Annotated in this window: 13 protein-coding genes and 1 tRNA gene; 13 read left to right on the top strand and 1 reads right to left on the bottom strand. The window is 73.0% G+C overall.

The window, feature by feature from the left end; translation table 11 throughout:
- Position 1 precedes the first annotated feature (1 nt).
- The 13 genes from ACPXCB_RS18820 (at position 2) to ACPXCB_RS18760 (ending at position 13124) form a co-directional block, all read left to right on the top strand.
- The gene (locus tag ACPXCB_RS18820) at positions 2-244 is read left to right on the top strand and encodes a phosphopantetheine-binding protein (RefSeq protein ID WP_089002193.1); all 243 of its coding nucleotides are present in this window, start codon (positions 2-4) and stop codon (positions 242-244) included.
- Entirely contained in the window at positions 241-1398 is a 1158-nt protein-coding gene (locus ACPXCB_RS18815; RefSeq protein ID WP_425876951.1) for an acyl-CoA dehydrogenase family protein, read from the top strand. Before ACPXCB_RS18820 ends, ACPXCB_RS18815 begins: the two co-directional genes overlap by 4 nt.
- Positions 1391-2530, top strand: coding sequence for an acyl-CoA dehydrogenase family protein (locus tag ACPXCB_RS18810; RefSeq protein ID WP_425876950.1), 1140 nt, complete (start codon positions 1391-1393; stop codon positions 2528-2530). The genes ACPXCB_RS18815 and ACPXCB_RS18810 overlap by 8 nt, the downstream gene beginning before the upstream one ends.
- Complete coding sequence (locus tag ACPXCB_RS18805; RefSeq protein ID WP_425876949.1) at positions 2524-3219, top strand: 4'-phosphopantetheinyl transferase family protein; 696 nt, start codon at positions 2524-2526, stop codon at positions 3217-3219. Before ACPXCB_RS18810 ends, ACPXCB_RS18805 begins: the two co-directional genes overlap by 7 nt.
- A complete protein-coding gene (locus ACPXCB_RS18800; RefSeq protein WP_425876948.1) occupies positions 3216-4157 on the top strand; it encodes a hypothetical protein in 942 nt (313 codons plus the stop codon). The genes ACPXCB_RS18805 and ACPXCB_RS18800 overlap by 4 nt, the downstream gene beginning before the upstream one ends.
- Positions 4158-4167: 10 nt before the next feature.
- Positions 4168-5733: an amino acid adenylation domain-containing protein gene (locus ACPXCB_RS18795; RefSeq protein ID WP_425876947.1), complete on the top strand. Its 1566-nt coding sequence runs from the start codon at positions 4168-4170 to the stop codon at positions 5731-5733.
- On the top strand, positions 5726-8155 hold the full coding sequence (locus ACPXCB_RS18790) for a condensation domain-containing protein (RefSeq protein ID WP_425876946.1): 2430 nt from the start codon (positions 5726-5728) through the stop codon (positions 8153-8155). Before ACPXCB_RS18795 ends, ACPXCB_RS18790 begins: the two co-directional genes overlap by 8 nt.
- 13 nt (positions 8156-8168) lie before the next feature.
- Positions 8169-8927, top strand: coding sequence for a HalD/BesD family halogenase (locus tag ACPXCB_RS18785; protein WP_425876945.1), 759 nt, complete (start codon positions 8169-8171; stop codon positions 8925-8927).
- 5 nt (positions 8928-8932) lie between these two features.
- Positions 8933-10159, top strand: coding sequence for an argininosuccinate synthase (locus ACPXCB_RS18780; RefSeq protein ID WP_282313095.1), 1227 nt, complete (start codon positions 8933-8935; stop codon positions 10157-10159).
- Positions 10156-11076: a methionyl-tRNA formyltransferase gene (locus ACPXCB_RS18775; RefSeq protein WP_425876944.1), complete on the top strand. Its 921-nt coding sequence runs from the start codon at positions 10156-10158 to the stop codon at positions 11074-11076. The genes ACPXCB_RS18780 and ACPXCB_RS18775 overlap by 4 nt, the downstream gene beginning before the upstream one ends.
- Positions 11077-11131: 55 nt before the next feature.
- A complete protein-coding gene (locus ACPXCB_RS18770) occupies positions 11132-11503 on the top strand; it encodes a VOC family protein (RefSeq protein WP_425876943.1) in 372 nt (123 codons plus the stop codon).
- A 4-nt stretch (positions 11504-11507) separates the two neighbouring features.
- The gene (locus ACPXCB_RS18765) at positions 11508-12032 is read left to right on the top strand and encodes a flavin reductase family protein (RefSeq protein ID WP_425876942.1); all 525 of its coding nucleotides are present in this window, start codon (positions 11508-11510) and stop codon (positions 12030-12032) included.
- A 783-nt stretch (positions 12033-12815) separates the two neighbouring features.
- Positions 12816-13124 carry a hypothetical protein gene (locus tag ACPXCB_RS18760; RefSeq protein ID WP_425876941.1) on the top strand — a complete coding sequence of 103 codons (309 nt, stop codon included), beginning with the start codon at positions 12816-12818 and terminating at the stop codon, positions 13122-13124.
- A 492-nt stretch (positions 13125-13616) separates the two neighbouring features.
- Here the strand turns inward: ACPXCB_RS18760 and ACPXCB_RS18755 are convergent.
- Positions 13617-13689 (bottom strand) — tRNA-Arg (locus ACPXCB_RS18755).
- Between the last annotated feature and the right edge of the window lie 124 nt (positions 13690-13813).

Genomic DNA, 13813 nt, shown 5'->3' with positions numbered 1-13813 from the left:
AATGGACGCCGCTTTTCCGGACCTGCTCAAGCCGTTCCTCAAGTACGCGGGAACGCAGCCCATCACCGCCGAGGCCTCGCTCAACGAGCTGGGCCTGGACTCGATGCGCGCGATCGAGCTGCTGTTCACCATCGAGGACACCTACGGCGTGTCCATGCCCGACGAGCTGCTGACCGACAGCACCTTCGCCACCGCGGGCAGCCTGTGGAACACCATCGAGTCGCTGCGGGGGCGGGCGGCGTGAGCACCGCGACCCGCCACGAGGGCGCGCTGGAGCAGGTGCTGGCCGCCGCCGCCGCGCACGCGGAGCAGGCCGACGAGTCGGCGGAGTTCCCCGTCGCGGCGCTGGACGCGATGCGGGCGACCGGGCTGCTCGGCCTGCTGGTGCCGGCGGAGCACGGCGGCGGGGGCGGCGGGCTCGGCGACCTCGTCGACGTGACGCTGCGGCTGGCCCGGGTGGACATGTCCGTCGCGTTGATCTTCGCGATGCACTGCCAGCAGGTGGTGGCGGTGGTCCGGCACGCCGACGGGCCCCTCGCCGCGCGGCTCCTGCCGGAGCTCGGCAAGGGCGACGTCTACCTCGCCTCGGTCACCACCGAACGCGGCAAGGGCGGGCACCTGCTCAGCTCGGAGTCGACGGTCCGGCAGGACGCCGGGACGTTGACGATCGACCGGGACGCCCCGATCGTGACGGGCGGCCAGCACGCGGACGCGTACCTCATCACCACGCTGGCACCGGACGCCACCTCGCCGAGCCAGGTCTCCCTGGTGTACGCCCGCCGCGACCAGCTCACGCTGGAGGTGCGCGGCGGTTGGCAGCCGCTCGGGATGCGGGCCACCCAGAGCGTGCCGATGCGCCTGACCGGGCGGGTGCCGGCCGACCAGGTGATCGGCGCTCCCGGGAAGTTCCGCGAGATCGTCGCCCCCACCTTCGGCCCGCTGGCGCACATCGGCTGGTCGGCGGCGTGGCTCGGCGCGGCGACCGGTGCGCTGTCGCGGATCCTGCACCACATCCGCGACGCCGGCCGGGGCCAGTTCGATCCCTCCTCTGAGCTGCTGCTGACCCGGCTGGCCCGGGTCCGGGGGCGGCTCGACCTGGTCAACGCCCTGCTGCGGCACACCGTCGCCGCAGTGGAGGGCAGCCCCGACGTGGCCGACCCGTCGACGCAGCTGCTGGTCAACTCCCTGAAGGTGCACGCCGCCGAGCAGTGCTTCGCCGCCGCCGACGAGATGGTGGAGCTGGTGGGCCTGCGGCACGGCTACCTCAGGTCGTCGCCGCTGTACCTGGAGCGCGTCTTCCGGGACCTCCGGTCGGCCTCGCTGAACTACGCCAACGACCGGCTGCTGCTGGTCAACGGGGCGCTGACGCTGCGCGACCGGCAGGTGCACCTTGCCTGAGCTGCGGACGGCACCTGCGGCGGCCACCACGGCACCCGGCTCGGAGGCGCCCGGCGCCGACGTGGCCGCGCGTGTCGAGGCGGCGCTGCGCGGGCTGGCCACCCCCGCCGACGCCCGGGCCGTCTGGCGGGCGCTCGGCGAGCACGGCCTGCTGCGTGACCTCGGGCCGGCCGAGCTGCCGGGGCTGCTCGGCACCCTCGACGCGTACTGCCCGGTCGGGGTGGTGCTGTCGGTCTGCGTCCAGGTCGCCAGCGCGCTGCCCGTCCTGCGCGAACAGGTCGACGCGGAGCCGGCGGACGGGCCGGTGCGGGCCGCGTACCTCGACGCGGTCGCCGGTCGCGCGACGCTCGCGCTGGCCGCGACGGACCGCGACGGCGCCGGCTCCGACCTGATGGAGCTGGGCACGACGGTACGCCTCGACGACCGGTCGCTGGTGCTCGACGGCGGGAAGCGGTGGATCACCAACGCCCGCACCGCCGGCCACGCGCTCGTGCTGGCCCGGCACCGCCCGCAGCGGCACTTCACCAGCTTCGTGTGGGTGCTGGTGCCCACCGACGCCCCCGGCGTGCGGGTGTCCGCGACCCGGGGCACCCCGCTGACCGGCGCCGGCCTGGGCGACCTGCACTTCGACCAGGTGTGCCTGGACCGGTCGTACCTGGTCGGCCGGCCCGGCCGGGGCATGGTCAGCTTCGCCCGGCACATCGCCACGGAACGCTTCGCGGGCGGCGTGTGGGCCGCCGCGATGTGCCGGCGGGTGCTCGCCGACACCCACCGCCGGCTCGTCGAGCGTCCCCTCGGCGACGGCCGGGCCTGGGACAACGCGGCGATCCGGGAGCGGTTCGCCCGGTGCGTGGTGGAGGCGTGGCGGATCGAGGCGGCCTGCGACGCCCACCGGAGAAGCACCGAGCCCCTGGTGACCAGCATGCTGCTGAAGACCTCGGTGGCGCAGGGCCTGGACGTGGTGCTCGGCGAGTGCGCCGCCCTGCTCGGCGCGGAGGCGTACGCCGAGGGCGGGCTGGCGCAGCTGCGGGCCGCCGCCGGCATGTTCGCCACGGCCGGCGGCGCCACCGGCGCGATGCTCGCCGGGATCGCCGAGCACGTGCCGGACCTGCTGCGGGACCGGCCGTGGTGACGGCCCGGCAGCGGACGGCGCTGGCCTGCCGGGCACGGCCGCGCCGGGACCCGACGGGCCGCCACCGGGGCATCGTCCGGCTGCGGCTGGGCGCCCGGGTGCGGGTGGCCGTGGCCGAGCAGCGGCTGCTCGCCCACCTTCCGCCGGCCCCGGCGGACCTGGCGACCGTCGGTGACCTCCCCGCCGGCCCGCGCGCCGAACGGCTGGCCGCGCGGGCGCTGCTGCGCCTGCTGCTCGCCACCGAGCTGGGCCGGGCGGCCGGCGCCACGCCGATCGCCGCCCGCGACGGCGGCCAGCCCCACCTGCCCGAGTGGCCGGGGATCAGCGTCAGCCTGTCCCACGACGCCGGGACGGTGGCCGCCGCGATCGGCCGGGGCGTGCCCGTCGGCGTCGACGTCCAGGTGCCCGTGCCCGCGCCGCCGGCCCTGCTGCGCCGCTGCTGCGCCCCGGCGGTCCGCGCCGCCCTGGACCGGCTGCCCGCACCGGCCCGGGACCGCGAGTTCGCCTGGATCTGGACGGTGCAGGAGGCGTGCGTGAAGGCGACCGGCGCGGGCCTCGCCGGCCGCCCCTGGGCCATTCCAGTGCCGGCGGGACGGCGGACGGGCCACTGGGCCGACCTGCGGTGGGTGAGCCTGCGCGGGCACAGCCGGGTGCCGGCGAGCGTGGCGCACCTGGTGGGTACGCGATGACCGCCCCGGACCCCCGCTTCGCCGGGCTGAGCTGCTACACCGCCAACCTGGCCGGCTACCGGGCCGGCGAGTTCGCCGACACCCCCGACCGGTTCGCCGACTCGGTACGCGTCGCGGTGCGCACGGACCTGCCGGAGGGGCAGCTCGCCTTCTCCCACCACCGGGTGCCGCTCGACCGGCTGCCGGACGGCACCCGGCTGGCGTGGGCCACCGCCCCGGTCGACGGCGTCGTCGAGTCCGTCGACGCGGAGCTGCGGCGCCACGGCCGGGTGCTGGTGGTCACCGACAACGCGGCGCTGCCCTGGTCCCCCTCGGCCGGCGGCACCGCCCACGCGCCGCACTGGCTGCTGGTCGACGACCGGCGCGGCGACGACTGGCACGTGGTCGACGGGTTCAGCGGGCTGCTGCCCGCCGGCGAACAGGAGCCGTACGCCGGCTGGCTCGGCACCGCCGGGCTGCTCGCCGCGATGACCCCGCCGCCGGCGTGGCGCCCGGAGCAGGAGCGGCGCAACGCGCTGGCCTTCGGCTTCTGGCTGCCCCCGCCGGCCGGCGGGCACCCGCAGTGGCTGGTCCGTACCGGCGCCCCCGGGGACGAGCCGGAGCTGCCCGGCGACTGGCTGCTGGACGAGGACGCGGCCCTGGAGTTCCTCCGCGACCACGTCGTCGCGCACCCGGAGGCCGCCGGGGCGCACCTGGACGACCTGTGGGCCGTCGCGCAGCACCGGACGTTCCGGTACCGCCACCTCGGCGACGACGAGGCGGTGCGGGCCTGGGCGGACCTGCCCCGGGCGCTGCGCTTCGCGGTGGAGTCGGCCCGTCGGGGACGCCCCCGGTCCGCGCTGGTGCGGACCACCTTCGACCACCTGCGGCACCTGGAACGAGACCGGTCGACCACCCCAGCGCCGGCGGCGGAACGCCCGCACCGGCAGACCTTGTGAAGGATGTGCGATGCAGACCCGTACCCTCTACGACTGGTTCCGTACGTCAGCCCGGCAGTACCCGGACAACGTGGCGATCGAGGTCGCCTCGGACGCACTGACCTACGCCGAGTTGCGGGCCGCGGCCGAGCGGTTGTCGGCCGCCATGCAGCGCGCGCCGGGACGGCCACCCCGACGGGTCGGGCTGCTCACCTCCCGCAGCCTCGTCGGCTACATCGCCTACCTGGCCGCCCTGCGGCTGGGTGCGACGGTGGTGCCGCTCAACCCCGCCAATCCGGCGGCCCGGAACCTCGCCATCTCCGACGAGGCGGGGCTCGACCTCGTCATGGTCGACGACACCTCCGGCGACGGGCTGGCCGAGTTCCGCGCGCAGACCACCGTCACGGTCCTCGACCTGACCGGTGAGGGCTGGCGCCGGTTCCTCGCCCCGGGCGACGCGGCGGAGATCCCGCCGGAGGTGGAGCGGGGCCGCGACGACTTCGCGTACATCATCTTCACCAGCGGCACCACCGGGAAGCCCAAGGGCGTGCCGGCGACCCACGCCAACGTCGACTCCTTCCTGACCGAGGTGACCAAGCGGTACCGGTTCCGGCCCGAGTCGCGGGTCTCGCAGACCTTCGAGATGTGCTTCGACGGCTCGATCCTGGCGATGTTCGGCGCGTGGGGCACCGGGGCCACCCTGTGCGTGGCGCAGCGCGGCGACGTGCTGACGCCGGTGCGCTTCATCAACACGAAGCGGCTCACGCACTGGCTGTCCGTGCCGTCGCTGATCTCGTTCGCCAAGCGCTTGCGGGCGCTGGCGCCGGAGAGCATGCCGACGCTGCGGCTGAGTTCCTTCGGCGGGGAGCCGCTGACCATCGAGCAGGTCAACGACTGGACGGCCGCCGCGCCGAACACCGCCGTGATCAACTGTTACGGCCCCACCGAGACCACGGTCATCGTCACCGCGTACGAGGTGCCCGCCGACCCGGCCGCCCGGATCGAGTCGTCGAACCGGTCGGTGCCGATCGGGGACATCTACCCGCACCTCGACTACGTGCTGCTCGACGAGGACCTGCGCCCGTGCGACGACGGCGAGCTGTGCGTCCGCGGTGAGCAGCGCTTCCCCGGCTACCTGGACCCGACGGAGAACGCGGGCCGGTTCGTCTCCTTCGACGGCGACCGGGCCCGGCTCTACGACGGCACCGGGCCGTTGACCGCCGAGCACTGGTACCGCACCGGCGACCGGGTCCGTCGCGAGTTCGGCGAGCTGGTGCACCAGGGCCGCATCGACCACCAGGTGAAGGTGCGCGGCAACCGCGTCGAGCTGGCCGAGATCGAGGCCGCGCTGCGCGCCCACGCGGACGTGGTGGAGGCCGTGGTGCTCACCGTGGCCGGCGCCGACGGGGAGCTGGACCTGCACGCCGTCTACACCGGCGCGGCGCTGGCCGACGACGACCTCACCCACCTGGTGGGACACCTGCCCCCGTACATGCGGCCACGGGCGTTCCACCACCGGGCGGAGATCCCGCTGACCGAGGTGGACAAGGTCGACCGCAAGCGGTTGACCTCCGAGCTGCTCGCCACCCGTGGCTGAGCAGCACGCCGGGGCGGTCCCGGGCCCGGTCCCGGCCACCGGCATGCAGGAGGCCCTGTGGTGGGTGCACCAGCGGGCCCGGAACCGGTCCGTCTACCACCTCACCTGGCGGCTCGCGGTCGATGAGCCGCTCGACGAGGCGGCGCTGGCCGTCGCCTGGCAGGCGATGGTCGACCGGCACGAGGCGTTGCGGACCTCGGTCGTCCGGCAGGCGGACGCCGTCACGCTGGTGGTGGCGCCCCGGATCGTCGTGGGCCTGCACCGGGTGGAGGTGGACGACCCGGGGCCGGCCGACCCGGGCACCCTGCTGCGGCTCGTCGCCGAGGAGGTGCACGCCGGGCCGATGGAACCGGAGGCGGCGCCACTGGCCCGGATCACCCTGGTCCGGGTCGGCGACCGGCACGAGGTGCTGCTGACCGTGCACCACGTGGTGCTGGACGGCTGGGCGGTCCAGCTGCTCGTCGGCGAGCTGTCCGAGGCGTACGCGGCCACGCGGGAGGGACGTGCCGTCAGCTTCCCGGCCGACCCGGTGCCGTTCAGCACGTACGCGCGGGAGCAGGCCGCGGCCCGCACGGACGGCCGCTGGGACAAGAGCCTGGCGTACTGGCGCAACGCGCTCACGGGTGCCGCCTCCGCCGTCCTGGAACCCGACCTGCCGGGCGAGGTGGCCAGCGGCGCACCCGGCGCGATCCTGTGCTACGGCTTCAGCGCCGAGGCGGGCGCCGGGATCGCCGCCCTGGCGAAGGCCACCTTCGCCACCCCGTTCGCGGTCATCCTCGGCGCGGCGCAGATCGTGCTCGCCCGGGCCGGCGCCGGGCCGGACGTGGCGGTGGGCGTGGTGACCGCGAACCGGATGACCGCCCGCGACCAGGCGCTGCTCGGGTACACCGCCAACCTCTGCGTGGCCCGGGCCACGGTCGACGGGGCGGACACCGTCGCGGGGGTGGTGGGTTCCGCCCGGGACGGGATGTGGCAGATGCTGACCCACCAGGCGGTGCCGTACCCGGTGGTGTTCGGGGCGCTGCCCGAGGCGACCCGGAGCGCGCTGGGCGATCCCGCGCCGCTGCTGCTGAGCTACCTCGGCCCGATCGGCACCGACCTGCGGCTCGGCCCGGTCCCGGCGACGCTGCTGCCCAGCCCGAACCGGGCCGCCCGGGCCGACCTGGCGATGTCCGTCTGGGAGGCCGACGGCGGCTACCTCGCCGAGATCGAGTACCACACCGGGCGCTACCGGGAGAGCAGCGTGCTGGCCCTGCTGCACGACCTGGACGAGGTGCTGGCCGACGGCGGCGCCGAGCCGCAGCGTACGGTCGGCTCGTTCGACGTCGCCACCCGCGCCCGGGCCGGCCGCGCGGCCCCGGCCACAGTGGACCGCGACCGGGCGACCGGCCCGCTGCCCGAGTCGGCGGACTGGCAGTACGTCGTCGCCGCCTGGACCGACGTGCTCGGCGGTCCGCCGGCCGACGCGGACGTCGACTTCTTCGCCGCCGGCGGCAACTCGCTGAGCGCCCTGCGCCTCGTGGACGCGCTGACGGCCGACGGGCGGCCGGCGGTGGACGTCGTGCGGTGGCTGGGCGAGCCGACCCCCCGCCGGTTGGCCGACCTGCTGGGCAACGGGTCGCAGCCGGTGGCGGCGGAGTCGACGCTTGTGGAGTTGCGGGCGGGCCCGGGGCCGCACCTGCACCTCGTGCACGGCGCCGGGGGCAGCCCGCAGGACTACCAGGACCTGCTGGCGGAGCTGCCGGAGCACTGGCGGGTGACCGCCTCCCGCGACAGCGCGGAGCTGCCGACGGTAGCGGCGCTGGCCCAGCGGTACCGGGCCGACCTGGACGCGGCGGGGCTGGTCCCGGACCTGCTCGGCGGGTGGTCCTTCGGCGGTCAGGTCGCCTACCAGATGGCCGCCGACCAGGTCGGACGGCGCTCGGCGCTGGTCGTGCTGGACTCGGCCCCGCCGGTCGGGTACGAGCTGCCGGCCGACGAGGTCCGGCAGCGCTTCGACACCTTCACCGAGAACATCCACCGGGCCCTCGACCTGGAGCCGGACGCCCCGAGGCCCCGGGTGACGGGTGGCCCGGAGCCGGCCGGCTTCGACGAGCGGCTGGCCCTCGGCGCGCTCGCGGCCAGCCTGGCCGCCGTCCAGCAACCCGTGCCCACGGCGCTGCTGGCGCACCGGTGGCGCAGCTACGAGCGCCACGTCCGGGCCAGCGCCGAGTACGTCCACGACGGCCCGGTCGACACTCCCGGGCTGGTGATCGGCGCGGACCTGCTCGACGCGCAGCTCGCCCAGTGGACGGCGCGGGTCGGGGCGGCCCGGTCCCAGCGGATCGGCACCGACCACTTCGGAGTGTTGCATTCCGCGGCCGTGACGCAGGTGGCGGCGGCCGTCATCGATTTCGCGCGCGTCGCGGCGGCGCGAGGTTAACCAAGGAGGATCCGTGTTCGACTCGAGAGTCTTGTACCAGGAACTGCGGGAGCACGTGGAGCGCAACGTGGCGCCGGACGACATCGCCACGGCCCGCCGCGACTTCTCCTACCTGGGGCACGCGAAGGTCTCCTTCGTCGCCCCCGACAGCGTCAAGAAGGCCGTCGCCGACGAGGTCAACGAGCTGATCGACAAGGCCGGCACGCGCCGGGACCTGCGGTTCGCCGAGACCGACTACACGCCGCGCCGGATGCGCAACGTGACCCGGGCCGAGATCGCCGAACTGGGCACCGTCATCAACGGGATCTACACCGCGGAGCCGATCCTGCGGGTGCTGTCGGAGGTGGCCGGCGAGCCGGTGCACCCCTGCCCGTACGAGCCGGAGCAGTTCGTCATCACCTGCCTGGAGAAGGACGGCGACACCCACGGCTGGCACTGGGACGACTTCACCTTCGCCCTGGTCTGGGTGGTCGAGTGCCCGCCGGTGGAGCATGGCGGCTTCGTCCAGTGCGTGCCCAACACCGTCTGGAACAAGGAGCGTCCGGAGATCAACCGGGCGCTGGTCAGCCGTCCGATCTACTCGATGGAGCTGTTCCCCGGCGACCTGTACCTGATGCGGACCAACACCACGCTGCACCGGGTAGCCCCGGTCCGCCAGGGCCGCCGCAAGATCATCAACATGGGGTACGCCTCGACGTCCGACCTGACCCGCGACTTCACCCACGAAACCATGGACCAGCTGTGGGCGACCGTGCCCGCCGGAGAGGTGTGACCATCATGTCGACTCGGAACAACATCGCCCCCCAGCACATCGTGCTCGCCTTCTCCGGCGGGCTCGACACGTCGGTGGCCCTGGTCTGGCTCAAGGAGCGGTACCGCTGCCGGCTGACCGCGTTCATCGCGGACCTCGGGCAGGGCGAGGAGCTGGACACCGCCGCCCGCAAGGCCGAGAAGCTCGGCGCCGACGAGGTGCGGGTGGTCGACCTGCGCGAGGAGTTCGCCCGCGACTACGCCTTCCCCATGTACCGGGCCAACGCCCTCTACGAGGGGCAGTACCTGATGGGGTCCTCCATCGGCCGGCCGCTGATCGCCGCCGCGCAGGTGCGGGTGGCCGAGGAGGTCGGCGCCGACGCCGTGGCGCACGGGGCCACCGGCAAGGGCAACGACCAGATCCGCTTCGAGATGACGTTCGCCGCGCTGCGCCCCGACCTCACGGTGATCAGCCCGTGGCGGGAGTGGGACCTGGCCTCCCGCAGCGACCTGCTCGCGTACGCCGGCAGGCACGGCATCGAGCTGGACCTGAGCAGCGGCGAACGGCCGTACTCCATCGACAGCAACCTGCTGCACACCTCGTACGAGGGTGAGGCGCTGGAGGACCCGGCGCAGCCCGCGCCCGAGGGGCTGCTGTTCCGGGTGCGCGACCTTCCCGACACCCCGGACGAGCCCGAGACCGTGGAGATCCACTTCCAGGGCGGCAACCCGGTCGGCGTCAACGGGACGCCCCTGTCGGCCAGCGCCGTGCTGGAGACGCTCGACGGGATCGGCCGCCGGCACGGCATCGGCCGGCTCGACATCGTGGAGAATCGGATCTTCGGCATGAAGACCCGCAACATCTACGAGGCCCCGTCGGGCAGCCTGCTCTGGCACGCCCACCGGGCGGTGGAGTCGCTGGTGCTCGACCCGGAGGTGGCGCAGCTCAAGGAGGAGCTGATGCCGAAGTACACCGCCCTGGTCTACCGGGGCCTGTGGTTCGCCCCCGAGCGGCTGATGTTGCAGACCGCCATCGACTTCAGCCAGCAGGACGTCACCGGCGACGCGATCCTGCGGGTGCACCGGGGCACCGTCCAGGTGATCGGCCGCCGCTCCCCGCACAGCCGCTACGACACCGCGTTCGCCACCTTCGAGGCGGACGACGTGTTCGACCAGCGGGACTCCTCCGGCTGGCTGCGGGTCAACACCGTCCGCTTCCGGGCCGGGCGGGCCACCGGGGCGGCGAAGCCGTGAGGATCGTCTTCTTCGGGTACGGCGAGCTCGGCGCGACCGTGCTGCGGGGCATCGCGCCGCACCACGAGGTGCTGCTGGTGCTCACCCACCGGGCCGAGTTCAGCGGGCTCGGCGAGCCCGACGTGGAGCTGGCCGCGGCGGACCTGGGACTGCCGGTGCGCTACTCGGCCACCGCTCGCGAGCCCGACCTGCACGAGCAGCTGCGCGACCTCGCACCGGAGCTCATCGTCTCCACGAACTGGCGGACCCGGGTGCCGGCGGAGGTGCTGCGCATTCCGGAACGCGGCGCGGTCAACACGCACGACGCGCTGCTGCCCGCGTACGCCGGGTTCGGCGCCGTCAACTGGGCCATCCGCAACGGCGAGGAGGAGACCGGCCTCACCGTGCACTACATGGCGGAGGAGCTGGACACCGGCCCGATCATCACCCAGGCCCGCGTGAAGATCGGCCCGCACGACACCGCCGGCCAGATCCTGGAGCGCCTCCTCGCGGAGTACGTGCCGGTCACGCTGGAGGCGTTGGAGCGGGTCGCCGAGGGGCACCGGGGCGAGCCGCAGCCGCCCGAGGGCGCGTCGTTCTACCACCGGATCGGGGTCGAGGACACCCGCATCGACTGGCGGGACAGCGCCACCACCATCTGCGACCTGGTGCGCGGCCAGTCGGACCCGTTCGTCAACGCGTGGACGACGCACCGGGGGTTCCGGCTGTGGGTCAAGGCCGCCACCCGGCCGACCCGGGCGCACGGCGGCACGCCCGGCCGGATCGTCAAGGCCGACTACGGCGGTGTGGTCGTCGCCAGCGGCGGACCGGGCGACGGCGACGACCGCGGGGTGGTGCTGCTCCAGGTCTCCACCGAGACCGGGCCACCCGTGCGCGCCATCGACTACTTCACCACCTTCGGCGAGTACCTTCACTGACACGGTGACCGGGGGCGCCGGTCATCGCGCGTACGACGATGACGGGAGAGGTCGGATGATCGGTCGACTGCACTCGGTGGTGCTGGACTGTCCGGACGCCGAGAAGTTGGCGGAGTTCTACGTCGAGCTGACCGGCCTGGAGTGGGCCGACAGCGACGGGTACTGGGTGACGTTGAAGGGCCCGGACGGGCATCCCCGCCTCTGCCTCCAGAGCGTCGCCGACTACCAGCCGCCGCAGTGGCCGGATCCGGCCTTCCCGCAGCAGGCCCACCTCGACGTGGAGGTGGACGACATCCAGGAGGCCGAGGAGGCGGTGCTGCGGCTGGGCGCCACCCGGCTGCGCGGCGGCGGCAGCCGCAACCACGGCTTCCGCGTCTACGCCGACCCGGTGGGACACCCGTTCTGCCTGGTCTGGGGTCAGGACTGACGCCATGACCAACCAGGACCGGGCAGTGGAGTTCCGCCGTACCGCCGGGGCGTTCGCCACCGGCGTCGGCATCGTCAGCAGCGTGTACGACGACATCCCGCTGGCGATGACGGTCAACTCGTTCACCACCGTCTCGCTGCACCCCACCCTGGTCCTGACCTGCCTGAAGCACCGGAGTCGACTGCTCACCCAGATCCGCGACTCCGGCATCTTCGCGGTCACCGTGCTGGCGGCGGACCAACGGGACGTCGCCCGTTGGTTCGCCGACGCCCGGCGGCCCTCCGGCGCGGCCGCGTTCGCCGGCGTCCGGGTGCACCGGGCGCCGGCCACCGGCTGCCTCGTGTTCAGCGAGGGACTGGCCTACTTCGACTGCCGCGTACGCGACCTCTCCGACCAGGGCGACCACTCGGTGGTCATCGGGGAGGCGGTGTCGTACGGCCCACTGCATCCGGCGAAGGCGCCGCTGCTCTATCTCCACGGGTCGTACCGGTCGATCGCGCCGGCGCCCCCGGCGGTGTCAGCCGCGTGAAGGCCCACCCCACCCGGCGGCGTCCGCCGCCCCGCGCCGCGCGGGCTGCGATTCGGGTACGACGACGGAGTGCAGAGGATGGCAACCAGACAAACGAGCCCCTCCCTTTCGGGACGAGCAGTGTCGCGTCATGGCCAATTCCCTTCGCCCGCGCTGCCACGGAAGGCGCTCCAAGCCATTAGGGCAAGAGCAAGCGGCAAATGGTCCAACGCCCAAGGGCGGCTCGACCGCGACTCCGCAACTCGTCCCCGCACCGGTCGCCATAACCACCTCGATCGCGGCCAACAACAGCATGGTGCGCCAGGTCGAACGACCAGTTACGAACCGGCCCGCGCCGCCCCGTGGTCATGCCCTCTGGGATTGCCCCAATTTGACGGACAGTGACCATAGAATACGTCTGCCACAGCACCACCGACCTGTTGCCGCGGTGGACGTGGGCCCATCGGCCAGACCCAGCGCATACGCCTCCACCAGGAGTTGTGCGCTTCCTCCGCACCGTCGAACGGGCGGACCAGGACCGAACTGGAACCACATATCAGGTACGCAGCGTCGGTTTGCCAGGCGCAGTCTCACCGACCTGAAAGCAGTTGTTACCGCCTGGATCGCGGCACGGAACGCCGCCTCAAGCCCTCTACCTGCACCGGGGCAGCAGACGACATCCTCGAAACCGCTTTCGCGCCCCACGAACGATTTAACAACTTTCAACACCAGGCACGATTGAATTGACAGTAGTTGATTCTCGTGGCAGGCTCAGGGCATCCCTTCGAACAGAACGGAGCTTCAATGCGCGCGATTCGAAAGATCCTCGCTGCCACCGCCGTCACCGGCGCGACCGCGGTGTCCATGCTGGTGGGTGCGGCCCCCGCGTCCGCCGACGCTGGAGCCAACGCAGTCGGCTGGTACACGGGTTACGGCTCGGGATCCTCCGCCTCGCTCGCCATCTGGTCGGCAGAGAACGACGCCAAGTGGAAGGCCCAGATGGGCGGCTTCAACACCTACCTCGACTGCCGCACGACCTACAGCAGCAGCACGAAGGTCAGCGACTACTACTACACCGCCAACGTGCAGCTGTACTGCTACACCTTCAACTGAGCCACCGCTCGCCGATAGCCGGAAGGAGTTCGTCGGGCACCACCAGGCGCACTCCTTCCGGTCGTCGGCGATCTGCCCGGGGCGCGGAGGACGTACCAGCTCGCCCGCAAGACGCACAACGTCGCCGCGGTGCGTTCACTGGTCGACCGACACTCCGCTCCGCGGGCCGCTTTCCTCGCCGCCACCCCAACAAGATCGTTATCTGGTTCGACGAGTCGTGCCGTCGAGCAGCGCGAAACAGCCGCCCATGCGGTCAACCACTGAGCACGCGTCAGTGCGGGTTCGTGACACTGCAGACGCGCATCCCATCGTTCATCCTTGGCGGGGACACTGACCTGCACGAACAGCCCCACTCATGCGGTCCGAGGTCATTGCACGTGTTTCGCACACGGCTGCAAACGGCGGCTTCAGGTGGCATCCGGCTGCACAGGTCGATCGATCGACGTACGGACGTATCCGCTGCTCAGATGGCGCTTTGGCTGATCTTCGAGGTGCCCCCGGCAGGATTCGAACCTGCGACACACGGTTTAGGAAACCGATGCTCTATCCCCTGAGCTACGAGGGCGCGAGGGCCTAGTCTAGCGACCCAGGCGTTCACCTGGGGTGGCAGGGTGTCCCGCACCGGGTTTGATGGAGACATCGAAACCTGGGAGGAACACCAGCGATGCCTGCACCGAAGAAGTACTCCG

The organism is Micromonospora sp. DT62 (genome assembly GCF_049847285.1).
Taxonomy (GTDB): Bacteria; Actinomycetota; Actinomycetes; order Mycobacteriales; family Micromonosporaceae; genus Micromonospora; species Micromonospora reichwaldensis.
Note: the sequence above shows the minus strand (reverse complement) of the source record. Positions and strands in the feature narration are given on the sequence as shown.